Source organism: Postechiella marina (assembly GCF_039538365.1).
Classification (GTDB): Bacteria; Bacteroidota; Bacteroidia; order Flavobacteriales; family Flavobacteriaceae; genus Postechiella; species Postechiella marina.
The window spans coordinates 608,974-634,062 of record NZ_BAABCA010000001.1; the positions used below are offsets into that span (position 1 = coordinate 608,974).

The following is a 25,089-nucleotide window of genomic DNA, read 5'->3' on the forward strand; positions in this document are numbered from 1 at the left end:
GGGTACTAAATATTGTTTAAAGCATCAACTAGTTGGGTTTTCTTATTTCTACTTAAAGGAATTTCGTAAGCACCAACTTCAACATTTTTACTATTAAATCTATCTATTTTATCAAGATTAACGATATAAGATTTATGAATTCTTAAAAATTTACCATCAGGTAATTCTGCTTCAAAAGATTTCATAGTAGATAAAACTACTAAACTACTATCTTCGGTAACAAGTTTTACATAATCGCCAAGAGCTTCAATCCATTTAATATCCTTAATATATACTTTACGTTTTTTAAGGTTGCTTTTTACAAAAATATGTTCACCTTCTTCTTCGTTAAAATCAAGTGTTAATTTGTGTTGCTCAAGTGCTTTTGCTACAGAAGTATTAAAGCGTTCTCTAGTAATTGGCTTATGTAAGTAATCGGTGGCATCGTAATTAAATGCTTTAAAAGCATATTCGGTTTTACCGGTTACAAAAATAATTTGCGGTTTGTTGTTTAATACATCTAAAAGTTCGAATCCATTTAATACTGGCATTTCAATATCTAAAAAGATTAAGTCCACTTGGTGTGTATTTAAACCATTTTTTGTCTCTAAGGCACTACTGTACTCTGCAATTAAATTTAGAGAAGGATGATTCTCTACTAATTTAACGATAGAGAGCCTTTGTATTGCTGAGTCGTCTACTACTACACAGTTTAAAGTCATAACATTTTATATTATTTCGGTTAAGATATCGACAATAGTACGATAAATTCCGCTAAAAACCAAATTTCATCGTTTAACTGTCGTTTTTAACATAATTTTAACAGTTTTAAAATACTTACAATTTATAATGCAATATATGTTGTATATTTTAATTAAAAGAATTATTTTTGCACCCAATTTTTAACAATAAAAATAGATTTTTATGAATCATTATGAAACTGTTTTCATCTTAAATCCCGTTTTATCTGAAGATCAGATAAAGGAGACAGTAAAGAAATACGAAGATTTTCTTGTTTCTAACGGCGCTAAGATGGTATCAAAAGAAAACTGGGGGCTTAAAAAATTAGCTTACCCAATTCAAAACAAAAAAAGTGGTTTTTATCACTTATTCGAGTACCAAGTTGCTGGAGAGGTTATTAACCCTTTAGAAGTAGAATTTAGACGTGATGAGCGTTTTATGCGTCATTTAACAGTGTCTTTAGATAAGCATGCTGTAGCTTGGGCTGAAAGAAGAAGAGAAAAACTTAAACAAAAAGCTTAATTATGTCATCAATAGAACAACAATCTAAAGGAAAAAAAGACGGAGAAATTAGATATTTAACTCCGCTTAATATTGAAACTAACAAAGCTAAAAAGTATTGTCGTTTCAAAAAATCAGGAATCAAGTATGTAGATTATAAAGATGCAGACTGGTTATTAAGATTTGTTAACGAGCAAGGTAAAATTTTACCAAGACGTTTAACAGGAACTTCATTAAAGTATCAAAGAAAAGTGTCTGTAGCTGTAAAAAGAGCACGTCACTTAGCTTTAATGCCTTACGTAGCAGATTTATTAAAATAAAATACCAATAACAATGGAACTTATATTAAAACAAGACGTTGAAAATTTAGGATTTAAAGACGATATTGTAACAGTTAAGAGCGGTTATGGTAGAAACTTTTTAATTCCTCAAAAACAAGCTGTATTAGCTACAATTTCTGCAAAGAAAGTATTAGCAGAAAATTTAAAGCAACGTGCTTTTAAAGAAAAGAAAATAGTTGATGATGCTAACACAATTGCTGAAGCTTTAAAAGCTTTAGAAATTAAAATAGCAGCTAAAGTAGGAGCAGGAAACAAGTTATTTGGTTCTGTAAACAACATTGATGTTGCTGCAGCTTTAGAGAAAGAAGGTCAATCTATAGATAAAAAATTCATTACAGTTGCTACTGTAAAAAGAACAGGTAAGTATAATGCTGTTGTTCGTTTACATAGAGAAGTATCTGTAGATTTAGAATTTGAAGTTATACCTCAAGCAGATTAAGTTGTGTTAACAAAAAGTTAATAAAACCTTAAATAAAATCGAGCCACTCTTAGGAGTGGCTTTTTTTTTGTGCTATTTTTGTACTAAGAACTTGTTATGCAAGCATAACAAGTAAAGACTAACTCAAATAATTTAATCAAATGAAAAGAACAACACTTTCTATGCTTTTTATGTTTTTTGGTTTATTGGCGTTTTCGCAAGTAACCACATCAAACATTAAAGGTTTAATTCTTGATGAAGCATCGGTACCTCTTCCTGGAGCCAATGTTGTAGCAATTCATACACCAACAGGTACAAAGTATGGAGCAGCATCAAATTTTGATGGTAGATTTAATTTATTAAACCTAAGAGTAGGAGGTCCTTACTCAATTACAATTAGTTTTGTTGGTTATCAAGCCAAAACGTTTAACAATGTGTATTTAACTTTGGGTAAAACTCAAAACATAGATGTTGTTTTGTCTGAAGATGCAGCGCAACTTGATGCAGTAGTTATTCAAGGCACTGGTGGTACAGGTACTTTTGGTAGCGACCGTACAGGAGCAGAAACGAGTGTTGGAAGACGAGAATTAACGCGTTTGCCAACAATTTCTAGATCTCAAGCAGATTTTACAAGGTTAGAGCCTACAGCTAGCGGTGGTTCTTTTGGTGGTCGTAACGATCAGTTTAACAATTTCTCTTTAGATGGTGCTATTTTTAATAACCCTTTTGGGTTGGATGCAGCAACACCTGGAGGACAAACAAGTTCTCAGCCAGTATCTATAGATGCTATAGAGCAAATTCAAGTATCTACAGCGCCTTACGATGTTACATTATCTGGGTTTACAGGAGCTTCTGTTAATGCAGTAACTAAAAGTGGAACAAATGAGTTTCATGGAACTGTTTATGGTTTTTACAGAGACGAGAAAATGACTGGTAAGAAAATTAAAGGCGAAGAAGTTGCCAGACCAGATTTAAACCAAGCTCAATATGGTGTTAGTATTGGTGGTCCAATAATAAAAAATAAATTATTCTTTTTTGCCAATTTCGAAAAAGACGAGCGTGACGATTTAGGAACTAATGGATGGACACCAAATACGGGTTCTGGAGGTATTACAGAATCTAGAGTTTTGGAAAGTGATTTAATTAGTGTAAGAGACGCATTGTTAGATGCAGGTTACGATCCAGGAGCATACCAAGGTTTTACTCATGCAGCAGAGTCTACAAAAGGTATTTTTAAAATAGATTGGAATATTAACGATAACAACCGTTTGGCTGTTATTTATAACTTTTTAAATGCATCTAAAGAGAAACCTGCCCACCCAACAGCTATTGGTTTTAGAGGGCCTAATGCCAATACATTACAGTTTGAAAACTCAGGTTACGAAATAAACAACGAAATTAGGTCTATGCAAATAGAGTTAAATTCTACGTTGTCAGAGAAAGTATCAAATAAATTTCAATTTGGTTATACGCACTTTAACGATTTTAGAACACCTTTTTCTACACCAGCTCCTTCAATTAATATTACTAAAGAAGGATCAAATTATATTATAGCGGGGCACGAACCTTTTTCTATCAATAATAAATTAGATCAAAAAGTAATTCAACTTACAAATAATTTAAACTTTTTTGAAGGCGACCATACTTTTACTGTTGGTTTTTCTTTTGAAAAATTTCAATTTGATAACTCATTTAACTTAACTAGTTATGGTTTCGACCTTTTTGGAAGTGTTGATATAGCAGATTTTGATGCCACTAGTTACGATTTTAATACACCTCAAAATACATTTAATACAAATAATAATCTTCCAGAAGATGAAGGTTGGGCTTTTGCAGAAACAAACGTTGGTCAACTTGCATTTTATGCACAAGACGAATGGAATGTTTCAGAAAAATTTAAATTAACTTATGGTATACGCTTCGATAAACCATTGTTTTTTGACTCGGCAGAAAAAGCACAAGATGTAATTGATAGAGGATTTGTATTGCCAGATTTTCTATATAACAATCCTAATACTAACGAGCTTACTACAATTGATAATACGCAAATGCCAAGCAACGATTGGTTAGTTTCTCCAAGAATTGGGTTTAATTACGATGTAAATGGAGACGATACTTTTCAATTACGCGGTGGTTCTGGTTTATTTACTGGGCGTTTCCCTTTTGTATGGTTAGGTAACCAAATAGCTGCTCCAGATGCTTTTTTCTTGCAAGCTGTAGATCCAGATTATAAATTCCCTCAAGTATGGAGAACCAATATTGGTGCAGATAAAAAACTTGAAAGTGGTGTAATTTTAACTGCAGATGTATCTTATACTAAAGATACTAATGGTGCACATGTGCAACACTGGGGTTTTAAAGCTCCAACAGGAACTTTATCTGGTGTAGACAATAGGTCTTATTATACAGATGCAGATTTGCTTAGTTTTGATGGAGGAAAAGGAAACGGTCCTTTTGTTTTTACAAATTCTGATAAAGGTAGAATCTGGAATGCATCTTTTAAGGCACAAAAAACGTTTACTAATGGCCTTTATGCCATGGCTGCTTATAATTATTTAAATTCTAAAGATGTAAACTCTATTGAAGCAGAAATTACAAGTGATGCTTTTGCAGGTAACCCAATAGTAAACAATGTAAACACAGATGTTTTATCGCATTCTAAATACGGAGATACCCACCGTTTTATAGGTGTTGCTAGTAAAAAATGGAATTACGGTAACGACAAATGGTCTACCACATTATCTACATTTTTCGAATATGCAAAAGGAGGTCGTTTTAACTATACATATGGAGGAGATCTTAATGGAGACGGTTCTGTAATAAACGATTTAATATACATACCAACAGCAAGCGAAATAGGAAACATGCAATTTGCAGGAGCAAATGACGCAGCTGCATTAGAAGCTTTTATTGCTCAAGACGATTATTTAAGCGATAATAGAGGGCAGTACGCAGAGCGTTATGGAGCTACAGCACCATGGAGAGGAAAATGGGATGTTAAGTTTTTACAAGATTACAAAATTAAAGTATCTGATGATAAAACGAATAGAATTCAATTTAGTATCGATATTTTAAACTTTGGAAATTTGTTAAACTCAGATTGGGGAATTATTCAGCAACCAAACAGTGTACAACCAATAGGTGTAACTTTTCCAGATGCTAACCCAGACCCTAATGTTTATGAGGCAGATCGTACTCAAAACCCTATTTATTCTTTTAATGGAGACCAAAAAAGTACTTTTGGTTTCGATTCTAGCTTAGCTTCAAGATGGCAAGCACAATTTGGATTACGTTATATTTTCTAAGAAAATAACATATATATTCTTAAATTTGCGCTCCTTAATTAAGGGGCGCATTTTATTTTATAGAGTATGAAGAACATTGTCGTTTTATTATTAGTTTTATTTAGTTTGTCTTGTAAAACAGAAACAAGTAAATTATCTGCAAAGAGCCAATCTAGCTTATTAAAAACATATACATACAAAACAGGATCTAAACCCGTGATTAGTGTGCATAGAGGCGGAAAAGGATTAAAACATTACCCAGAAAACTGTTTAGAAACCTTAAAATATATTAACGATAGTATTCCTGCCATTTACGAAATAGATGTTGCAAAAACCAAAGACAATGTTTTAGTGCTAATGCACGATAATAGCTTAAATAGAACAACAACAGGCGAAGGGCCAATAGCAGCCAAAACATTTTTAGAGCTAAATCAATTTTATTTAGAAGACGATTACGGAAATCAAACCAATTTTAAAATTCCTTTATTTAAAGACGTTTTAATTTGGGCAAAGAAAAATCAAGTTATTCTTACTATAGACATAAAAAAAAGTGTAAATGTTAAAGATGTAGTAGCATTAATTCGAGAAACTAAAGCTGAAGACATATCTATAATTATTACATACGATTTAAAACAAGCTCTAGCAGCAAATCAAGCAGCTCCAGATTTATTATTGTCGGTTTCTTGCAGAAATCAAGAAGAGTTAGATTGGTTATTACACTCCAAAATTCCAACACAAAATATGTTAGCCTTTACAGGTACTCGTTTATCAACCAAAGCATTTTATAAAAAAGTACATAAAAATGGTATTAAATGCATTTTAGGTACTTTAGGCAACTTAGACAAACAAGCAGAGGCAAAAGGCGATCATTTATATAAAAAATGGGTAGATCTTGGCGCAGATATTATAGCTACAGACAGGCCTTTTGAAGTAGCAAAAAGTTTAAATATAAAAAACGATTAAATTAATTTCGCTTTCGCGGAAAAGTACATAGAGCAATGAAATACTCAAGATTAACAAAAGAGCAATTTGAAGAATTACATCAAGAGTTTATTAACTTTTTAGCAACACAATCTATTACAGCAGACGAGTGGACTAACCTAAAAGCCAATAAGCCAGAAATGGCCGAAATGGAGTTAGATGTTTTTAGTGATTTAATTTGGGAAGGTGTTTTAAATACTGCTAAATATTTAGAGCATATTTCTGCCAACCAAATACACATGTTTAGCCTAAATGAAGATAACATGAAACTAATAGGTGTTAAATTAACCAATGGTAAAGATTTAACAACTAAAGAAGGTTACAATTGGCTGCGCGAAAATTTAATGGACGATGCTGTAGAGTTTGTACAAGCAACAAAAGATTATAGCGACGATAAAAACCTAGATAAATTCACCTTAATACAGCAAGGTGCAGTTATAACAAAAGGCGATTTATTTAAATATTTTAATACGTTAATAAATTAGTTATTGCTAAAAAAGTAGGAATCTAAATCAAATTAAACTGCTATTTTTGTTTGTCCGCATCACAGAATAGCATTAGTAGTTGTATGATGCGGAAGTTTTAAAGAATTAATAATTATTAAATACAATTCCTGTTTTTCAGGAAAATCAATATGGCTCAAAAACCAAGTATACCTAAAGGCACTAGAGATTTTAATCCAGAACAAGTAGCAAAGCGAAACTATATTTTTAATAATATTCGTAATGCGTTTCAAACTTTTGGGTTTCAGCCCATAGAAACACCAAGTTTTGAAAACTCAGACACCTTAATGGGAAAATATGGTGAAGAAGGAGATCGATTGATTTTTAAGATTTTAAATTCTGGAGACTATTTATCTAAAGCAAATACGGAGGCTTATGATGAAAAAAACTCAAATAAATTAACGCCTAGTATCTCAGAAAAAGCACTTCGTTACGATTTAACAGTGCCCTTTGCGCGTTACGTTGTGCAACACCAAAACGAAATAGAATTTCCTTTTAAACGCTATCAAATTCAACCTGTTTGGAGAGCCGATAGACCCCAAAAAGGACGTTTTAGAGAGTTTTTTCAATGCGATGCCGATGTTGTTGGTAGTAAATCGCTTTGGCAAGAAGTAGAATTTATTCAATTATACGATACTGTATTTTCAGCTTTAAAACTTGATGGTGTTACTATTAAAATAAACAATAGAAAAATACTTTCTGGAATTGCCGAAGTTATAGGCGCAAGCGATAAGCTTATAGATTTTACTGTAGCCTTAGATAAGCTTGATAAAATAGGAGAAGAGAAGGTTAAAGAAGAAATGTTAAAGAAAGATATTCCTCAATCTGGTATAGATAAGCTGCAACCATTGTTCTCTTTAACAGGTAACTTCGAATCGCAAATAAAAAGCTTAAAATCTATTTTAGCATCATCAACAGAGGGTTTAAAAGGAGTAGAAGAGTTACAGTTTATAAATAAAGCAATACAAGAGTTAGGTTTAAAAACAGCTGTATTGCAATTGGACGTTACTTTAGCTCGTGGGTTAAATTATTATACAGGAGCTATTTTTGAAGTATCTGCACCCAAAAATGTTAAAATGGGCTCTATTGGTGGTGGTGGTCGCTACGACGACTTAACAGGAATTTTTGGAATGAAAGACGTAAGTGGCGTTGGTATTAGCTTTGGTTTAGATAGAATATATTTAGTGCTTGAAGAGTTAGGCTTATTTCCAGAAACGGTAAGCAAAAACATAGAAGTTCTTTTTATCAATTTTGGAGATAAAGAAGCGCTTTTTAGCCTAAAAGCCATTAAAACATTAAGAGAAAATGGTATAAATGCCGAGTTGTATCCAGATGCAGCTAAAATGAAAAAACAAATGAATCATGCTAATAAACGAGAAATTCCGTTTGTAGTATTAGTAGGAGAGCAAGAAATAGAATCTAATAACTATACTTTAAAAAATATGGTTTCTGGCGAGCAAGACAACGTTTCTATAACTACGCTGATAGAAAAAATAAAATAAATTAAAAAGTCCCGAGTTTAATTCGGGACTTTAAATTTAATAGTTAAAAAATAAATTAGGGAGAGAACTATTTAACCATTACTTCTTACTTTATCTTAATTTTTTTATTAAACGGGTATATCTAGTATTTACTATTTTGTTTTAATGCTGTATAATTAGCTTTTTTGTTATTTCAATTTTATTTGTGTTGTTATAGGCAGAAACAAAATAAACACCATCTAAAAAATTGGTTGTATTTAGTATATAACCGCTTCTTATATTGTCAATTTTTTTTATAATTCTGCCCAAAGCATCAGTAATTTTAAAATTTAAAGTAGTGTTTTTTACACTAAAATTTAGTTTAACTTCATTTTTTGCAGGATTAGGCACTAAAACCAAATTAGAAATAATATTATAAAAAGAATAAGGAGGTGTAGTGTTTTGTTTTTTTAATTTAGAAAAGCTTGTACTAGCATTAACAGGGCTTAATAAGAAAACAACGTAAAGGGTAGAAAGTAAAAATAATCTCATATGTTAATGGTTTATACCACCAATTATACTACAATATGAGAGACCGAGAGTATGTTGTAATTATAACATAAATGGTCGATGTTAATTTATATCAAATAAATCTTGCTTACGCAAAGTTACTTTATATTTTAACGCAACAGGTTTAAAAAACATTAAATTTCGACGAAATACAGTGTTTTTGTTGTAAAATTTAGTCTTCTCTGTATAAATGTCCAGAGCCTAATTTAAAGTTAGATATTTTAATTTTCTTTATGGCTCTAAAGTTTTTATCAAATTCATTTAAAATATCAGCCCATTGCTTTTCGGGCGTAACAGTATAAGGTCCTTTTTTGGTAATAAAAGCAAAGGTTAAAATTACAGCGTTTATTATTAATATAATAATTTCCAAAATTAGTTTAGTTATTACCGCCATACATATGGCCATCAGTAAAATCTTTATAAGCTTTTTCGCCTTCTTCCTCTTCTAGCAGACTAATTTCGTTTAGTCTATCATTTTCTTTTTTTAGCTTATAAGATTTTCTAATGCCTAGAATTAAAAGAATCGAGAAAAAAATAACTACAACTGTTAAAATTGATACTATTTGAGATTGCGGTAATAAAAAAAAGTTTTTTATATAAGTAAAGCATATGTAATTAAACATGTAGAGTGTCAATTTGGGTTAATAGCTGCTTCAAATATACTGTTTTTTAATATAGTAGGCAATTAAAATATATTAGCCTATGGTAGGTACTAGTATGTTTTTTAGCTGTATTTTTTTACTTTATCTATAAGTTTAATGCTTTAATTTTTTGATGTAAAATCGTATAATAAAAGTAAAACTGTATAATTTATTACAAATAAGTTTAAAGAATTGTAACATTTTAAAACAAGAGAATACTTATAATTTAATAGCGATAAATTTCTTAATTGATAATTTTTAACGAAATTGCTTATCTAAAACTATATTGTTCAACTAAAACACATAATACAACATGTCCGATGATTTTGATTTATTAGAAACAAATTCTAAAGAAAAAACAGAAAAAGTTGATGTTAATTGGGGTAAAGCCATTGACACCATGAAATCTAAACTTTCTCAAGAAGACGATCCAGAAGTGCGTCAAAAAATATTAAATGCCACTTTAGACGATGTTGTAGACATGGCAGAGAAAGATAGATCTACTTTATTGGATGCCATTAAAGATTTAACAGATTATCAAGACGAAGTTGGTATTTTATTTGAGCGTTTCTCGTCGTTAAATTCAGACGAGCAAAAGGTTATAGACGATGCTCAAAAAGCTTTAGATCGTGCTAATATAGAATTAGAAGACGCCCAAAAAGTACCAGATTCTTGGTGGAATAACCTTTGGGGACGTAAAAGTAAAATAGCAAAAGCAGAAGCAGCGTTAAAATCGGCTCAAACCATAAGAGCAGGAGCAGATAACAAGGCAAAAGCCATGTTTCAAGAGCGTATAGAAAGTGCAGATGTACAAACATTACTTGGCGAGCTATCTTATAAGTCTCAAGCAGCGGTATCGCGTTTAAAAAACAGAGAAGTAGAGATTAAAGAAGTAGAAGAGAAACTAAAAGATGCTATCGTAGAAGCATCAAAAAACCATACAAAAGCTTTAGAAAAGAAAAAAGAAGTAGAAGCTAAGCTAGAAGAGCAATACGCCTTGTTAAAACAATCGCGCCAAGAATTAGAAGATATAGCCGATAAACAATCTGCAGAATACGCAGAAGCCATTGGTAAAATGACAGCCTTAGAGCAAAAAGTTGAAGAACTAGAAGGCCTTAAAAACGCTTACACAACACTAGCAGCATCCAAAGACAGTTTTGTACACAAACACAATTTAACAATTAAAGTATTAACCTCTTTACGTAGTAATTTACAAACACACCGTGCAAAATTAAAGAGTGATACAGAAGAGCGCCTTAAGTATTACGACGGATATGTAGTGGCATTAAAAGCAAGAACAGATCAAGAATTCGCTGCTATTCTAGAGCACTTAGGTGTAAAAACAGACGAACATATTGGCGAAACCTTAGCATCTATGCATACAGCAAGTGCAAAAGCACGCCAAGATATGATGGATAATATTCCGGTACACGAAAAAGTAATGCAAGGCGTTTACAGCAGTTATGCCGAGGCTTTACAAGAAATTCGTGCTAAAGATGGCGAGATTCAAAAAAACTTTGCAGAGCGTTACGGTATAGATATGAAAGAGATTTTCGAAGACTATTACAATGCCGATGCAAACCAACCAGCAGGAGATGGAGGCAAGCCAGAAGGTAAGCCAAAACCAGATGCAGGAGACGACAATATGTTATCTTAAAATAAAAAGGGCGTTACCCCGATAAAAATCGGGGTCAGGCTTTCTGCTATATCTTTTTTGCGAAAAACAAAAAAGGATGTCGCTTCAATCCTTAACGCATTACCAATTAACTTTTAGGTTTTAAGTAAGAACAAGTAATTTTTAATTGTTCATTTTTAAATAAATCAATGTCAATAAACCACATCGTAACAGCATTAGATTCGGCTCACTTAGACACAAAAGAGCAATACGTTTTCTATCATAAAATGGTCGATTTTGCTTTAAAAGAACTTATAGTAACAGTTCAGCAAAACAAATTATGTAATACTCAAGAGCTTATATTTTTCAAGCAATATTCAGACTTATTATTGTATTCTATAGAAGCCATGCGTATAAAATATATGTACGACGACGAGGATAATATGAATGTAGATTTAACAGAGTCTGGTTTTCCTAATTATCTAGAGTTTCGTTACCTCTTTAACGATTTATCTTTACGAGAAAATTACATATCAAAATTAAAAGACGTCAATCAATTACAAGACGAGTTTTTAGATACACTTTTAAGAAAAAAACGCCCCATAAGAAGAGATAAACTTTTTCAAGCAGCATCGGTAATTTATTATACAACCGTAGATAAAAAGTATATTTTTAATCGCTTTGTACAAGGTAAAATAATAGAGTCAGATGCAGGAAAAACAAAGTATTTAACCAGTTGGAGCTTTTTCGATGTTACCCACAATAGGCCTTTTATTTGCTTTATGTATTTTGATTATACAGGAAACAATATAAAAGATCAAAAAGCAGAATTGTACGAAGTTTTAAAAATGGTTGCAGACAGAAAAATGGCGCTAGATACCATGGCGTATACCATAGACAAAAAGTTGCCAGAAGTAATGCCAAAGCACATAAAACGTATAGATTTAGGGCCTTTTCATAATGTATTTGCAAAAGACGAAAACAAAATAACACATAGCATTTTACAAAGTATAGGTAATAAAGAAATTCCTTTAGAGTCTTACGCATTATCGTTAAAAATAGACGAAGTATATTCTGGAAGTGAGTTTAAAGAAGGTAGTTTTTTTAATAAACAAACGCTTCAAAAGTGGAGTACACCAATAAAACAAAAGTATGTTTTTGCACCACATCGTATTATTCAGCTATTGTATAATAAAACACCAGAGATTATAAACGATTTGGTGCAACCACCAATTCAAATGTCAGATTTAAAAATTAAGTAAACAGTTTTCTTTACTATTTAATCTGCATGTTTAAATTATAGCAAGAGGTTACACCAAAGAAAATAGAATTACAATTAAAAATAAGTAGTAGGAAAGCTTATCAATTTTAAGATGAACAATCTAGAAAATTTTAAATAAAATAAAAGGAGTCATCTGTTTTCATCATTATTAAGTAACTGGAAACTTAAGACTAACAACTGAAGACTTAAAATACATGGAACACAACTCAACATTCCCTATAAAATTAACAGAATTAGATTTGCTACGAGACGAAGCTTCATCATATTTAAAAAGTATACAATGGGAGCAAAGTCAGCGTGCTAAAAATAAAGATAAAGACGCCAAAGACGAATCCATTTTATTGTTTTTATCAAGAGCAAATAATGGATCGAATGCAACCGAAATTACATCGGTATCTAAAACCATTTTAGCTTTAAAAAAGCGGTTGTTGCCAGACTCTGTAGCGTTACCTTTGTATTTAAACCAAACATTATACGCGGTTCAAGAAGGATTAGCGCTAGGTATTTGGATAAAAGATAGTTACTACGATTCGTCGGGTTTAACAAGTTTAAATCAAAATAAATCGGCATTAGATGGCAATGGAAAACGTGAGTTCGAAAGTAAAATGCACACCGCAACAGCATTTATGTTATTTGCATCGGCTTACCATATTTTACATAATTTAAAACCATATGCATCAGACGATTTAAGTGTGATGAAACAGAAGTTTGCAGGCATTCCAGAAGTATCTTTGTTATCGCCTTTAAAAGGAATTTCATGTAATTTATTTTATTTTGATAAATACCTAGACCACCCAGATATTATAAAATCAGATAAAGATGTAATAGATTTTACGGTGGTATATTTTGAAGCTTTAATAGACGAAATTCAATTACGCAAAAGTAGTTTGGAGTATACAGAAACTATTGAAGATAGAACTTATAAACTTGAAAAATCTGAATTTGCAGTTTCTGGTTGGGGCAATGTGTTTTCTGGTACAGCAAAAAGTATAGAATTTAATAAAATTCAGTTTGAACAAATAGTAGGTAATCGCGATGCAAAACATTTTGCACGACGATTAACAGAACGAATGCTTAGTTACGATTTTACAGCAAAAAAGAATCCGTTTCAAGAGTTAGGCGGTTTTATGCCTGTTTTTATGGGGTACGGTATTCCTGGAACAGGAAAAAGCATGCTTATTGCAGCCATAGCAACAAGATTAAAAGAGCATTGCGATAATTTAGATATTCCGTTTTTATTTCATCCCATGCCAGATACATTAATAAGTACGTTTCAAGGTGGGTCTGCAGAAAAAATGGTAGAATGGATGAAACCTATGCAAGATCCTTCAAAATTAATTTTTGCACCAATTGATGATGCAGAAAATAATTTGCAAGAGCGAACAGCTCAAGGTGTTTCGGCAGGTGTAAAAGAAGTTATTGGTGTATTTTTAAGGTATACAGAAGGCGCTTATGCTGTAAATTATGGTAATAGTTCTATTGGTTTATTTACAAATTTACCCGAAATGCTAGATAAAGCAGTGATTTCGCGTGTACAAGGTCGTTTTAAAATAGATGGTGCACGTACAGAAATCGATTTTTTAGACCAAGACCATTTATGGTGGAGTAAATTGGATAAAACCATGCCTGAGTTTGTAAACATGGTAGGCCCCGAAAACTATAAGTATTTGCAAAATCAAGGTTTGGCTAAAAATATGGGAGATATTTTAAGCAGTGTAGAAAAACCTAGCGAAGCTCGTGTTTTAGAAGCTTATGACAAGGCAGAGAAGGTACATAATACCAATCAGCATTTATTTTTTGCAAGTTTATATAAAGAAATTCAGAATATATTTCCATTCTTTTCTTCTAGAGATGTTAGAAATATTCAATCGGCGATATCTTTAAGGTTAACCGATTTCGATTTAGAACAAGATTGGTTTGATAACCCTGAAATATATTTTAAGCAAGATTACGAAACTAAGTTTAACATGCTTCAAGAGTTAATGAAGTCTAATATGAAAGGTTTAAACTTTTCTGAAATTAGAAGACAAGAAGTCGTGCGTTATTTAGATAATGTGGCAACTATTGCTGATACCGATTTTAAACGAAAGGTAGATGCTAGAGTAAATCAAATTAATATAGAAACAGAAGCTAGAAAAGTGTTTAATAATGAATAATGGTGAAGTAAAAAATATAGAACAAAAACTGCTTTCGGATAATTACTATATACTTAACAGAGTAAAGTTTGATTACCTTATGAAAAGTGGAAAATGGGTAACACAAATGCGCGAGGTTTATGATAGAGGAGATGGTGCGGGAATTTTACTTTATAACAAACAAAAGCAAACCGTAATTTTAACGCGACAATTTAGAATGCCAACCTTTATGAATGATAATAAAGATGGTTTTCTGGTAGAAATTACAGCAGGTATGCTAGATAAAGACAATCCGAAAGATTGCATTATTCGCGAAACAGAAGAAGAGGTTGGTTATAGAATAAAAGATGTAAAAAAGGTTTACGAAGCTTATACATCGCCAGGTGTTTTAACAGAAAAAATGCACTTTTTTGTTGCGGAATATACTGATGATATGAAAGTTAGCGAAGGTGGTGGTTTAGCAAGCGAACACGAAGATATAGATGTTTTAGAATGGCCTTTTAAAAAAGCGCTTAATATGCTTGAAAAGGGCCAAATTTACGATATGCGTACTATTGTATTATTACAATATGCCCAAATCCATAAGTTGTTAGATTAGATAAATGGAAAAACTAAAAGCAGCAAATTTATATAGAAGTGAACTTATTCCTGTAAGTGGTAAACTTGTAGAACGTTATAACAAATGTTTGGTAAAACTTGGTTTTACAGAAACTAAGCTTAAATCGTTTTCTATTGATGGTATAGGTTGGAGCCCTGAAATTGCCGAAGAAAAGGATAACTTGCACTATTTAAACAACGGAGAAGCAAATTTGCATGGCATTATAATTTCTCCTTTACAAAAAGGGAAGCCTGTTTATGTACCATTTCATACGTTCGATAGAGACATGATGAAGTTTGTATTTAAAGTTCATGGTACAAAAATTAATGATATTACTAGAGATTGTGCAATATGTATAGATTTCGATCAGAGTATAGATGCGTTTTACGAACCTTTAGACGTCTTAAAATACGATAAGGTTAATATTAATTTTCATTTAATTAATGATTTAGTTAATATTCAAAAAAAACAAATAGAGTTAATAGCAACCTTTAAAACAGGCAATAATTTTATAGATGAATCTATTCATCAACAGTTATTAAATTCGGCTAAAACATATGGAGATTTAAGAACTCGCGATTTAGATTTGCACGAACTCCAGTACACTACAAGTTCTTTTTACACAAGAGCTTTTGGCGGTGTTTATTTGCTTAGAGATTTTATCTCGCCAATTATTGTTTTTGAAAGCGAAACTTGGCATAAAGAAGCTATAAAAGACACGAATTACGATGTTTTAATTTATCATATAAATCAGCCAGAATTAATGGATAAATTAAGAGACCACGTTATTATAGAATACAATCTAGAAACTGTTGTTAAAACAGATAGGTACGAACGTGTAAAAAAGTTCGAAATGTTTCAGTCTATTAAAAAACCAAAACATCCTATAAAAGAAATTTTAGATGATAAATTGTTGTACAAAAGTTATTTAAATAAGCTCGATATTCAATCTAGAAAAAAGGTAATGAGTGTAGAGCTTTATTTAGAAAAACTAGAAACTAGTAATCAATATAAAATAGCCGATATTGTAGATCTAAAAATGTTTCAGGCCTTACATAATCCGCATTCATCGCTAGAGCCAAAGCATCAAGATTTAATATGGATGTTATTGGTAAACATCTCGCCAAAAGATATTTTGTATTTGTATTGGTACGATAAAGAAGCTTTTTATAACGAGTTTAAAACTTGGGACGATTCTTTTAAAGACTGGGTAATTGAAACAATTAGTAACAATATTTAAAATTTATAGACATATTATATAGAAGTAAATTATGGAGATTTAATATCCCTTTTTATTTCATTTAATACTAAAATTAAAATTTAACAAAGTAAGCATAACAAGCATCAAGCTTTAAATTATTTAATTTAAACTTATATTTATGACACTAGAACTTATCGTTTTTATCGCAGCTATATTATTTGGAGCTCTTATATATTGGAGAGAATCTCATGGAAATAAATTGTACAGATTTTTTAATAAAATAATGTACTCTAAAGAGTTACAAATGAAACCCACAGATAAAACAGGCTTTGTATATCAGCAAAAACTACTTATTCGCATTGTATTTATTGGTTTCTTGTTTATTATAGGTATTGTTATTACGCGTTTTTTAATACCTATAGATATTGCTACAATTTCTATATTCGCTTCAATGATAGTAGGTACACTTATTGGAACTTATTTGGCGAATTTTATTTTTAAATCATCAGAAGTTATTGAAGAAAAAAGCGACTCTATTGAAGATATGGTTAGCGATACTATAGAAAAAGGTAAAGACTTTATAGAAGATTTAAAAACTAAAGAAGCAGAAGTGATAGAAGAGATAAAAGAAGCTCCAAAAACTAACGAAAAAAGTGCAAGAGAACGTTTAAAAGACAAAGGACTGTTATAAGGTAAATTGTAATACTTACAAAGTAATCGTTATATAATAGAAGAATTATAAAACAAGTTGCCATATTAAAAATGAGCAATAACAAAATATTAGCAATGATAAAAACATATTGGAATAAAGGAAGCAAGCAAAAAAGAAACGTTATAGTTTTAGGACTAATACTTTTAATAACGCTTATTTTTTTAAGAGACGATTATCAACCAGCTTTGTTATTTGTCAGAAAATTTATTTTTGTTATTCTGTTAAGTAGCACTGTTTTATTTTTTGGACTTAGAAAGTTTAGAAAATTGGCAAGTGCAGGAGCTAGAATAGGTGTTTTAGTATTATTGATTGTTTTTTTCGGGATTTTGTATGTAATAGGATGGCATTTTAAAATGTACGACTACATGAAAACATACAACGTTTTTAATAATTTAAATAAAGTAGAAATTCACGATTTGCCATTAACGCAAAACGAACGTATCCAGCCATTACGAAACGTTTTTTCTATGGCTAACGAAAGTGTTGGAGAAACCAAAGATGTATCGCTTCCTCATTTAGTACGTATAGAAAACGAAAATAAATGGACCATGGCAATACAGCCAACAGAGAAGTATATGTGGCAAGGTATGACAGATAATACAGAAGAGGTTTTTGCGGTATCTAGTACAACACCTTTTCCTCGATTTTCTGGAGAAAATCGAATTCCTGTAACGTTTTCTATAGGCGAATCTTTAAAATTTAGCAGAAACACGTATAATGCAGTAGTTCAAAGATTTAATGTTTTCCAACTATTTACAATGGAACCAAGCGATACCTTTTACATGAAAAATGATTCAGGGCAATGGGTAGAAGTGGTGAGTTTAATAAAATGGAAAGGTTTCTTTTTTCCATATCCAACTTTTGGAGGTGTTGTGGTTATAAATAATGGAGAGCACGATATTAAAGATTATTTTGAGCGTATTTTAATAGGGAAGGGAACTTATATAAGTCCAGAGAATATGAAGAATTACCCGTATTTAATAGGACAAAATACTTTAGCCGAAAAGGTATCTCAAGTTCAGGCAGAATCTTTAAAGTTTTTAGGTGGCTTTAGTGACCCTTTACCATGGAATATGAAGACTGCTGTAAAAATACCTAAAATGCCAGACGATCAAAATCAACAACCGTTTGTAACAGATTTCGATTTTTCTGATACAAATTCTGATGCTTATAGTGGTTTATATCATTGGTTTGGTTTAGAGCCTGTTGGTAACGAACGTACAAGTTTAACATTTAGTGTTTTTATTCCATCAGACGGAACAGATAAATTGTATTACTACGATCATGCATCAAAAAAGCAAGGCTATGCTGGTGTTACAGCAATGCCTGCAAAAGTTATAGAGTCTAGAAAAGAATTCGACTGGTCTGTAAATAAGCCTGTAGAATTTAGACCGTACATTAAAAATATAGCAGGTAGAAAGCGTATGTTTTTCTTAGGTACCATTTCTGCAGTACGAGAAGGGTCTAATAATTTTGATGGGTCTGCTACTCCAGATTTAGCTTTAATAGATAGTGAATATCGCGATGTTATTTGGATTGATGTTAAGCATCCTAGTAGTTGGGATAAATCTGTTTACGAACAGCTAAACGAAGCATGGAGATCTAGTGAAGGTATTGGTAATTATTATGTAGAAGACGAAAAAGTAATTGATGCAACACTAAATAATACCGACTCTTTACAGGTAATAGCTCCTGTAAGCAATAACCAAGCGGTTATAGATAATCTTCAACGTCAACTCGACTCTTTAAAAGCTGTATCAAATAAAAAATAAAAATTTAAGCACAACATAATTATTTATTGTCAAGTTTATATCTAGTTAATTTTAAAGAGGTTTTAAACATTTGTTATGGTAAAACATACGTTAATTAAGGTGTAATTGTTAGTGGCAAAATATTTTTGTAAAAATTAAAAACAGAAATCATCAACTAACATTACCTAAATTAAATATGAGGTTTAATTCTAATAAAAAATTATCCATAGTTTTATATTCTGCATTTATTATAATTGGATGCAGTAGTAAAAGTTCAGAATCTGACGATACAATTACGCCACCGCAAAACGATACACCTATAGCTAATAACGATGTATTGGTTGTAAACCAAAATAGTGTTGCTGGTAGTGCAAATCAAGTAACAGTGTCTACTAACGACAATATAGGTAACGATGGAGGCGATGGCGAAGATTTTAATTTGTTAGCAAATGCTACCAATGGTATTGTGTCTGAGATTAGCGATGGTGTTTTTCAATATATTCCTAATGCAAATTTTAGTGGTGTAGATAGTTTTACTTACAATATTACAGATAAAGATGGCGATAAAGATTCTGCTACTGTAAATATTACTGTTAATGCTGTAGATGAAGGTTTAACTGCAGAAGACTTTAATAATATCGATCCTAATTTTCCGTCTTTTGTTTCTATAGACGATACAACACCAGAAGGAAAACAATGGGTGAAGCAAGAAAATATGTCTGACGAGTTTAACTCTAATTGGGATAGTAGTAAATGGAAAAAATCGACTTGGAATTATGGAGTCCCTGTTTTTATGTCTACATCTAGTGATAATTCTGGAGTATCAGATGGGAATTTATGGATTAAAGCAACACTAAATGAAAGTAATCCTGAAAATAGATGGTTTCAAACTGCGCGAATTCATTCAAAAACAAAGATTAATTATCCAATGTATACCGAAAGCAGAATTAAAGCGGCTCATATTTCGGCCTACAATACTTATTGGTTAAATAATGGAGATATTAATAATAGAGACGAAATAGATATTATAGAAAACAACTCGAAACCATCTTGTGGCTGCCAACCAGAAATGCCAACTAGAATGAATTCGCAGTATTTTCAAGCAGATGAAAATAAAACACCAGAAACTATTCGTGACGAAGATAATTTTAATCGCTCTGGTTTATCAGACGTAAACCCTCTTAAAAATGTTAATTGGAATGAAGACTATCATACTTTTGGCGTTTGGTGGAAAGATGCTAATAATATTCAGTTTTATTTAAATGGCGAACCTGCTGGTAGTGTAGTAGTTGGCCACGATAGATCTGGGCAAACTTATGCAGATAGAAAATTTACAAGAGATTTAGAAATAATTTTTGATTTATGGACTAATGAAGCGAATTACTTAGGCGGACTTCCTCCAAAGTCTGATTTAGCAGATAATACTATAAATACCATGAAAATTGATTGGGTAAGAACATGGAAATTAGAAGATAAATAATTTGAATTTTATTTAATTTAGTTAGGAAAGTCCACTGTTTATTCTTTAAACAGTGGTTTTCTTTTTTTACATGTATTAAAAATCTAATTTCATTTTAATATTACTACGTTTGTAAGGCGAATTAGGTTCTATATCTTGTTCTATAAATCCAAATTTTCTGTAGATGTAAATGGCATTTTCTAATTTAGTATTCGAGTATAATATAAGATTTGGTAGCCCAGAATTTTTAGCAAAATCTATACAAAATTGCATTAGTTTTTGCCCAATTTTATGACCTCTATGTTTTGGAGAAACTCCCATTTTTGTAAGCTCTACCATGCCTTGGTTGCCAATTGGCATTAGCGCTACAGTGCCTACAACTTCATTATTTAATAATGCAAAAAAAATATTTCCTCCTTTATCTATAATATATTCTTGTGGTTTACTTAATACTTTTTCGTCATAAGGCTCTACTTCAAAATAGGTTTTTAACCATTCTATATTTAGGTTGTAAAAATCTTTAGCATATTGTGGTTTATAACCAATAAACTTTAATGTATTATTAGGTGTTGTATCTATTTTACTTATAACGGTTTTGCTAAAACTATTCATATTTAATTTGTTCTCTAATTTGTTTAAATGTTCTAATAAAGAACAAGAATTATTTATTGTATAGGCTTTAATAGTAATATCAATATGGTGCCAAATTGGTATTAATTTTTGTACCAACAGGTGTCCTTTTTTAGATAATACTATTACTTTTTTTCGTTTATCAACTTTATGGTGCTCAAAATCAATTAATCCTTTTTTATTTAGCTTGTTAATAGTTTGTGTAATTGCAGGCTGAGAAAAGTTTAAAGCCTCTTGTATTTCTTTGTTTGTTAAGCCATTTTTTAAACTTAGCATTTTAAACACAGGAAAAAGGTGAGGGGCAAAATCTATATTATAGTAATTGTAAATAAGTTGTGTTTCTTTCATTAAACACTCACTAATTCGTTTAAGTCTAGAGCCCAAACCTAATACTCCAAATTCTTTTAGTTTATCCATAAATAATTTATTTACATAAGTGCTTATGTAAAATTAATATATATCTTTGATATATTTATTAAGTGGATAAGATATTTTTAACAAAACTTTAAGCAATGTATAATTGCTTGTTTTTAAGTTGATTAAATAAGTTTTTATAAGGTGTAATACGATAAGATTTTAGCAAAACATCCAAAACAGAAAACTGCGACGTATATATTTTTGAAATGAACTTATTAATTTAATTGTTAACTAAAAAGTATTTAAATATAACCGTAACTCTAACATTTAAAACAAGTAATTATGGAAAACAGCACAGGTAGTACAGGATTAAAAGTAGCTTTAGGAATCGCTTTAGTTTTATTTTTAGCAACAGGTTTTTATACTATGAATTTGTATAAAGAAAGTAATGAGACTAAAAAAGAATTAACAGAAGAAAAGCAATTAGTAATGAACGATTTAAATGCAATGGCAAAACAATATGATGAAGCCATTGGAGAAAATGATATAGCTAATTCTAATTTAATACAAGCTAGAGAAAGAATTCAAGGTTTAATAGATTCTTTATCAATTTCAGAAACTAACGTGAAGAGTTTATGGAAATATAAAAATAGATATAGATCTCTACAAAAAGAAATGGATGTATTATTAGCTCAAAATGACTCTTTACGTGTAGAGAATTCTTATTTAGCAACATCTTTAGATAGCACAAGAGTACGTTTAGAAGAGCGTACTATGTTTACAGATTCTCTTTTAGTGCAAAATACAGCTTTGGCAGAGGTAGTAGAAAATGCAGCTATACTAGGAACTGTAGGTTTAAAAGGTTTTGGTGTTATAGAAAGAACTTCTGGGAAGTTAATACCAACAGAACGAGCTGGACGAGCAGATAAAATTAGAGTTTGTTTTACGGTTGCTAAAAATGGTTTAGTACAAGCAGGCGATCAAGAACTATATGTGCAAGTAATAGATCCAAAGAATAATACATTGGGTTCTAATCAGCAAGTTGTTTTTGGAGATAAAACATTAAATTATAGTATTATAAGTAAATTTAACTATGAAAATACAAACTTAAATATCTGTGAGTTTGTAGCTTCTAGAGGCGAAAATAAATTTGAAAAAGGACGTTATATGGTAAACGTTTATAACGAAAAAGATTTAGTATCAACATCAGAGTTTACACTTAAATAATATAAACTCTTAATTTATTAGTAAACCCAAAAAGTATTATACTTTTTGGGTTTTTTTATGTTTTTGAAGAATATTTCTGAGTTTTACAGTTTTTTTTATTATTTTAAGAAAATACTTACTATTTTTATTATAATGCTTTAAGTAATTAAAAATTAGATGCAAGAAAACCTTATTTTTACTTTTTTAAAAACGATAACAGAGATTTCTCAAGACTCTTTTAACAGTCTTAAAGAAATTACTGAGGTTAAAGAATTAAAAGCAGGTACTCAAATTTCTAAAATAGGAGAGAAGCCTACTAGTTTATATTTGTTATTCTCTGGTATTGTAAGAGTTTATAAATTATCTGATACGGGTAAAGAGTATAATAAAAATTTTTTTTTACCAATGAGTTTTACAGGTTCGCTTACAGCTTTAATTAAAGATAAACCCTCTGAATTAATTTATGAAACCATAACAGATTGTAAACTTTATGGTGTTAATTATTCTGAATTAATAGAATTATCTCGAAAAAACATTCAAATTAGTCAACTTTATATCAAAGCTCTAGAAAGTGTTTTTGTAAGTTATGAAATAAGACAATTAGAATTAATTTCGTTAAATGCGACCGAGCGATACAAAAAACTTATAAAATCTATTCCAGATATTGAAAAATTAATAGCTCAATATCAAATAGCATCGTATTTAAGCATAACAGCTGTGCAATTAAGTAGAATTAGAAAAAAAATAAAATAGAAACTCATGAAAATAAAAAAACTGACATATTTCATGTCAGTTTTCATCCATTATCTTAATTATTTAGGAGACGCATTTTTTATTTAAGTTCTCCAACCATATTTTCTGGTTTTACCCAAGCATCGTAATCTTCTGCAGTTACATATCCTAAATTAACAGCTTCTTCTTTTAAAGTTGTACCGTTTTGGTGTGCTGTATTTGCTATCTCAGCAGCTTTATAATATCCTATTTTAGTATTTAAGGCTGTTACAAGCATTAAAGAGTTGTTTAATAATTCTTTAATTACCGGGTGGTTTGGTTCTATACCAGCAGCACAGTTTTCTTCAAAACTAACACAAGCATCTCCAATTAATTGAGCAGATTGCAAAACGTTGGCAGCCATAACAGGTTTAAAAACGTTAAGTTCGTAGTGGCCTTGTAAGCCTCCTACAGATACAGCAACATCATTACCCATAACTTGAGCACAAACCATAGTTATAGCCTCGCATTGTGTAGGGTTAACTTTTCCAGGCATAATAGAACTTCCTGGCTCGTTAGCAGGAATTGTAATTTCACCAATACCACTTCTTGGCCCAGAAGCCATCATTCTAATGTCGTTTGCAATTTTATTTAACGATACAGCTATTTGTTTTAAAGCACCATGAGTTTCTACTAAAGCATCGTGAGCAGCTAAAGCTTCAAATTTATTTGGAGCAGTTACAAAAGGTAATTTTGTAAATTCTGCAATATATTCTGCAACACGTTTGCTATAACCTTTTGGCGTATTTAATCCAGTTCCAACAGCTGTACCACCCAAAGCTAATTCGCTTAAATGTGATAAAGTGTTTTCTAGAGCTTTTAAGCCATGATCTAATTGAGCAACATACCCAGAAAGCTCTTGTCCTAAAGTTAAAGGTGTAGCATCCATTAAATGCGTACGTCCAATTTTAACTACATTTTTAAATGCCTCAGATTTGCTTTTTAAAGTATTTCTTAATTGTTTAACACCAGGAATTGTATTTTCTACAATTTTCTTGTAAGCAGCAATGTGCATACCTGTAGGAAAGGTATCGTTTGATGATTGAGATTTGTTAACATCATCATTTGGTTGAATTGTTTTTTCTCCTTCACCAATAACATGTCCAGCCAATTGATGTGCTCTATTTGCAATAACCTCGTTAACATTCATGTTACTTTGCGTACCAGATCCTGTTTGCCAAATAACTAAAGGAAACTGGCTATCGTGTTTTCCTGTTAAAATTTCGTCGCATACTTGAGCAATTAAATCGCGCTTTTCTATAGGCAAAACTCCTAGCTCGCAGTTTGTGTAAGCTGCTGCTTTTTTTAAGTAAGCAAAACCATAAACAATTTCTAATGGCATAGATGCCGATGGTCCTATTTTAAAATTATTTCTAGAGCGTTCTGTTTGCGCTCCCCAAAGTTTATCGGCAGGTACTTTTACCTCGCCCATTGTATCTTTTTCTATTCTAAAACTCATGATTATAACGATTTAATTTAAACCGCTAAGTTAGGTGTTTTTGATTATTTTAATAATGATAATTGTTAGTTTTTACATTATGTTTTTAACAATATTGCTAAGATTTTAATGTAATAAGTTATACCAATAATTATTTCTTTACTTTTTAATAAATACTACTTGATAATAATTGTAAAAAGTTGAAAAAACTGTTAATAAATCTTAATTTTAGTATTGTGTAACAAGAAGCTTTGCCCTATATTTGCGTAAAATTATAATAGACAATTACAATTATGTTCGATTTTGATCAATATTTAGGCTTTTTAGCATTTTTAACTATTCTTACAATAGGGTTTTGGTTAATGATATTTTTATTAACTTTTGTTATTCCTTATTGGATTGGAGGATCTTTAATTGAAAGATTAAAAGAAATTAGAGACGAAAAGAAAGCTAAAAGTCAAGCTTAGAACTTAGTTATATAATATAAAAAAAGCGAAAACAATTACATTGTTTTC

Annotated in this window: 24 protein-coding genes; 18 read left to right on the top strand and 6 right to left on the bottom strand. The window is 30.9% G+C overall.

Annotated elements, in window-relative coordinates; genetic code table 11:
* Positions 1–5: 5 nt before the first annotated feature.
* Positions 6–701, bottom strand: a complete 696-nt coding sequence (locus ABD715_RS02450) for a LytR/AlgR family response regulator transcription factor (RefSeq protein WP_344786480.1) — start codon at positions 699–701, stop codon at positions 6–8.
* Positions 702–903: 202 nt separating this feature from the next.
* On the opposite strand from ABD715_RS02450, the gene rpsF reads away from it, so the two are divergent.
* The 7 genes from rpsF (at position 904) to hisS (ending at position 8,250) form a co-directional block, all read left to right on the top strand.
* Positions 904–1,242, top strand: a complete 339-nt coding sequence (rpsF, locus tag ABD715_RS02455; protein ID WP_344786481.1) for a 30S ribosomal protein S6 — start codon at positions 904–906, stop codon at positions 1,240–1,242.
* 2 nt (positions 1,243–1,244) lie between these two features.
* Positions 1,245–1,541 (top strand): 30S ribosomal protein S18, encoded by a 297-nt coding sequence (gene rpsR, locus ABD715_RS02460; RefSeq protein WP_344786482.1) that lies wholly within the window; start codon positions 1,245–1,247, stop codon positions 1,539–1,541.
* Between the two features lie 13 nt (positions 1,542–1,554).
* Entirely contained in the window at positions 1,555–2,001 is a 447-nt protein-coding gene (gene rplI / locus ABD715_RS02465; protein ID WP_344786483.1) for a 50S ribosomal protein L9, read from the top strand.
* Positions 2,002–2,141: 140 nt separating this feature from the next.
* Positions 2,142–5,285, top strand: a complete 3,144-nt coding sequence (locus ABD715_RS02470; RefSeq protein WP_344786484.1) for a TonB-dependent receptor — start codon at positions 2,142–2,144, stop codon at positions 5,283–5,285.
* 66 nt (positions 5,286–5,351) lie between these two features.
* Positions 5,352–6,227 carry a glycerophosphodiester phosphodiesterase family protein gene (locus tag ABD715_RS02475; protein WP_344786485.1) on the top strand — a complete coding sequence of 292 codons (876 nt, stop codon included), beginning with the start codon at positions 5,352–5,354 and terminating at the stop codon, positions 6,225–6,227.
* 35 nt (positions 6,228–6,262) lie between these two features.
* Positions 6,263–6,730 carry a DUF6495 family protein gene (locus tag ABD715_RS02480; RefSeq protein WP_344786486.1) on the top strand — a complete coding sequence of 156 codons (468 nt, stop codon included), beginning with the start codon at positions 6,263–6,265 and terminating at the stop codon, positions 6,728–6,730.
* A gap of 149 nt (positions 6,731–6,879) precedes the next feature.
* A complete protein-coding gene (gene hisS, locus ABD715_RS02485; protein WP_344786487.1) occupies positions 6,880–8,250 on the top strand; it encodes a histidine--tRNA ligase in 1,371 nt (456 codons plus the stop codon).
* 141 nt (positions 8,251–8,391) lie between these two features.
* Here the strand turns inward: hisS and ABD715_RS02490 are convergent, their stop codons facing one another.
* The 3 genes from ABD715_RS02490 to ABD715_RS02500 form a co-directional block, all read right to left on the bottom strand.
* A complete protein-coding gene (locus tag ABD715_RS02490) occupies positions 8,392–8,760 on the bottom strand; it encodes a T9SS type A sorting domain-containing protein (RefSeq protein WP_344786488.1) in 369 nt (122 codons plus the stop codon).
* A gap of 190 nt (positions 8,761–8,950) precedes the next feature.
* On the bottom strand, positions 8,951–9,148 hold the full coding sequence (locus tag ABD715_RS02495) for a hypothetical protein (protein WP_344786489.1): 198 nt from the start codon (positions 9,146–9,148) through the stop codon (positions 8,951–8,953).
* Between the two features lie 7 nt (positions 9,149–9,155).
* Positions 9,156–9,401 (bottom strand): hypothetical protein, encoded by a 246-nt coding sequence (locus ABD715_RS02500; protein ID WP_344786490.1) that lies wholly within the window; start codon positions 9,399–9,401, stop codon positions 9,156–9,158.
* Between the two features lie 331 nt (positions 9,402–9,732).
* Here ABD715_RS02500 and ABD715_RS02505 point away from each other — a divergent pair, with 331 nt between their 5' ends.
* The 8 genes from ABD715_RS02505 (at position 9,733) to ABD715_RS02540 (ending at position 20,193) form a co-directional block, all read left to right on the top strand.
* The gene (locus ABD715_RS02505) at positions 9,733–11,076 is read left to right on the top strand and encodes a microtubule-binding protein (protein ID WP_344786491.1); all 1,344 of its coding nucleotides are present in this window, start codon (positions 9,733–9,735) and stop codon (positions 11,074–11,076) included.
* A gap of 167 nt (positions 11,077–11,243) precedes the next feature.
* Positions 11,244–12,296, top strand: coding sequence for a hypothetical protein (locus ABD715_RS02510; protein ID WP_344786492.1), 1,053 nt, complete (start codon positions 11,244–11,246; stop codon positions 12,294–12,296).
* A gap of 214 nt (positions 12,297–12,510) precedes the next feature.
* Positions 12,511–14,472 carry an AAA family ATPase gene (locus ABD715_RS02515; RefSeq protein WP_344786493.1) on the top strand — a complete coding sequence of 654 codons (1,962 nt, stop codon included), beginning with the start codon at positions 12,511–12,513 and terminating at the stop codon, positions 14,470–14,472.
* A complete protein-coding gene (locus ABD715_RS02520) occupies positions 14,465–15,049 on the top strand; it encodes an NUDIX domain-containing protein (protein ID WP_344786494.1) in 585 nt (194 codons plus the stop codon). Before ABD715_RS02515 ends, ABD715_RS02520 begins: the two co-directional genes overlap by 8 nt.
* Before the next feature lie 4 nt (positions 15,050–15,053).
* Entirely contained in the window at positions 15,054–16,289 is a 1,236-nt protein-coding gene (locus ABD715_RS02525) for a DUF6638 family protein (protein WP_344786495.1), read from the top strand.
* 139 nt (positions 16,290–16,428) lie between these two features.
* Positions 16,429–16,941 carry a hypothetical protein gene (locus ABD715_RS02530; RefSeq protein ID WP_344786496.1) on the top strand — a complete coding sequence of 171 codons (513 nt, stop codon included), beginning with the start codon at positions 16,429–16,431 and terminating at the stop codon, positions 16,939–16,941.
* Between the two features lie 95 nt (positions 16,942–17,036).
* Positions 17,037–18,734, top strand: a complete 1,698-nt coding sequence (locus ABD715_RS02535; protein WP_344786749.1) for a hypothetical protein — start codon at positions 17,037–17,039, stop codon at positions 18,732–18,734.
* A 175-nt stretch (positions 18,735–18,909) separates the two neighbouring features.
* Positions 18,910–20,193 (top strand): Ig-like domain-containing protein, encoded by a 1,284-nt coding sequence (locus ABD715_RS02540; protein WP_344786497.1) that lies wholly within the window; start codon positions 18,910–18,912, stop codon positions 20,191–20,193.
* 75 nt (positions 20,194–20,268) lie between these two features.
* On the opposite strand, the gene ABD715_RS02545 is transcribed toward ABD715_RS02540, so the two are convergent.
* The gene (locus tag ABD715_RS02545) at positions 20,269–21,219 is read right to left on the bottom strand and encodes a bifunctional helix-turn-helix transcriptional regulator/GNAT family N-acetyltransferase (RefSeq protein WP_344786498.1); all 951 of its coding nucleotides are present in this window, start codon (positions 21,217–21,219) and stop codon (positions 20,269–20,271) included.
* A 282-nt stretch (positions 21,220–21,501) separates the two neighbouring features.
* Between ABD715_RS02545 and ABD715_RS02550 the strand changes: the two genes are divergently transcribed.
* Together ABD715_RS02550 and ABD715_RS02555 are read left to right on the top strand one after the other, a co-directional pair.
* Positions 21,502–22,386 (top strand): chromosome partitioning protein ParA, encoded by an 885-nt coding sequence (locus ABD715_RS02550; protein WP_344786499.1) that lies wholly within the window; start codon positions 21,502–21,504, stop codon positions 22,384–22,386.
* A 156-nt stretch (positions 22,387–22,542) separates the two neighbouring features.
* Positions 22,543–23,118 carry a Crp/Fnr family transcriptional regulator gene (locus ABD715_RS02555; RefSeq protein WP_344786500.1) on the top strand — a complete coding sequence of 192 codons (576 nt, stop codon included), beginning with the start codon at positions 22,543–22,545 and terminating at the stop codon, positions 23,116–23,118.
* Positions 23,119–23,197: 79 nt separating this feature from the next.
* On the opposite strand, the gene fumC is transcribed toward ABD715_RS02555, so the two are convergent.
* Positions 23,198–24,595: a class II fumarate hydratase gene (fumC, locus tag ABD715_RS02560; RefSeq protein WP_344786501.1), complete on the bottom strand. Its 1,398-nt coding sequence runs from the start codon at positions 24,593–24,595 to the stop codon at positions 23,198–23,200.
* A gap of 272 nt (positions 24,596–24,867) precedes the next feature.
* Here fumC and ABD715_RS02565 point away from each other — a divergent pair, with 272 nt between their 5' ends.
* Complete coding sequence (locus ABD715_RS02565) at positions 24,868–25,041, top strand: hypothetical protein (RefSeq protein ID WP_344786502.1); 174 nt, start codon at positions 24,868–24,870, stop codon at positions 25,039–25,041.
* Positions 25,042–25,089: the final 48 nt, after the last annotated feature.

Bases quoted from the DNA above. Each gene is read 5' to 3' on its own strand.
- hisS (WP_344786487.1), top strand. From the start codon at position 6,880: ATGGCTCAAAAACCAAGTATACCTAAAGGCACTAGAGATTTTAATCCA.
- ABD715_RS02510 (WP_344786492.1), top strand. From the start codon at position 11,244: ATGTCAATAAACCACATCGTAACAGCATTAGATTCGGCTCACTTAGAC.
- ABD715_RS02520 (WP_344786494.1), top strand. From the start codon at position 14,465: ATGAATAATGGTGAAGTAAAAAATATAGAACAAAAACTGCTTTCGGAT.
- ABD715_RS02530 (WP_344786496.1), top strand. From the start codon at position 16,429: ATGACACTAGAACTTATCGTTTTTATCGCAGCTATATTATTTGGAGCT.
- ABD715_RS02475 (WP_344786485.1), top strand. From the start codon at position 5,352: ATGAAGAACATTGTCGTTTTATTATTAGTTTTATTTAGTTTGTCTTGT.
- ABD715_RS02505 (WP_344786491.1), top strand. From the start codon at position 9,733: ATGTCCGATGATTTTGATTTATTAGAAACAAATTCTAAAGAAAAAACA.
- ABD715_RS02540 (WP_344786497.1), top strand. From the start codon at position 18,910: ATGAGGTTTAATTCTAATAAAAAATTATCCATAGTTTTATATTCTGCA.
- ABD715_RS02545 (WP_344786498.1), bottom strand. From the start codon at position 21,219: ATGGATAAACTAAAAGAATTTGGAGTATTAGGTTTGGGCTCTAGACTT.
- ABD715_RS02480 (WP_344786486.1), top strand. From the start codon at position 6,263: ATGAAATACTCAAGATTAACAAAAGAGCAATTTGAAGAATTACATCAA.
- rplI (WP_344786483.1), top strand. From the start codon at position 1,555: ATGGAACTTATATTAAAACAAGACGTTGAAAATTTAGGATTTAAAGAC.
- ABD715_RS02555 (WP_344786500.1), top strand. From the start codon at position 22,543: ATGCAAGAAAACCTTATTTTTACTTTTTTAAAAACGATAACAGAGATT.
- fumC (WP_344786501.1), bottom strand. From the start codon at position 24,595: ATGAGTTTTAGAATAGAAAAAGATACAATGGGCGAGGTAAAAGTACCT.
- ABD715_RS02500 (WP_344786490.1), bottom strand. From the start codon at position 9,401: ATGTTTAATTACATATGCTTTACTTATATAAAAAACTTTTTTTTATTA.
- ABD715_RS02525 (WP_344786495.1), top strand. From the start codon at position 15,054: ATGGAAAAACTAAAAGCAGCAAATTTATATAGAAGTGAACTTATTCCT.
- ABD715_RS02550 (WP_344786499.1), top strand. From the start codon at position 21,502: ATGGAAAACAGCACAGGTAGTACAGGATTAAAAGTAGCTTTAGGAATC.
- ABD715_RS02515 (WP_344786493.1), top strand. From the start codon at position 12,511: ATGGAACACAACTCAACATTCCCTATAAAATTAACAGAATTAGATTTG.
- ABD715_RS02490 (WP_344786488.1), bottom strand. From the start codon at position 8,760: ATGAGATTATTTTTACTTTCTACCCTTTACGTTGTTTTCTTATTAAGC.
- rpsR (WP_344786482.1), top strand. From the start codon at position 1,245: ATGTCATCAATAGAACAACAATCTAAAGGAAAAAAAGACGGAGAAATT.
- ABD715_RS02450 (WP_344786480.1), bottom strand. From the start codon at position 701: ATGACTTTAAACTGTGTAGTAGTAGACGACTCAGCAATACAAAGGCTC.
- ABD715_RS02470 (WP_344786484.1), top strand. From the start codon at position 2,142: ATGAAAAGAACAACACTTTCTATGCTTTTTATGTTTTTTGGTTTATTG.
- ABD715_RS02535 (WP_344786749.1), top strand. From the start codon at position 17,037: ATGATAAAAACATATTGGAATAAAGGAAGCAAGCAAAAAAGAAACGTT.
- ABD715_RS02565 (WP_344786502.1), top strand. From the start codon at position 24,868: ATGTTCGATTTTGATCAATATTTAGGCTTTTTAGCATTTTTAACTATT.
- rpsF (WP_344786481.1), top strand. From the start codon at position 904: ATGAATCATTATGAAACTGTTTTCATCTTAAATCCCGTTTTATCTGAA.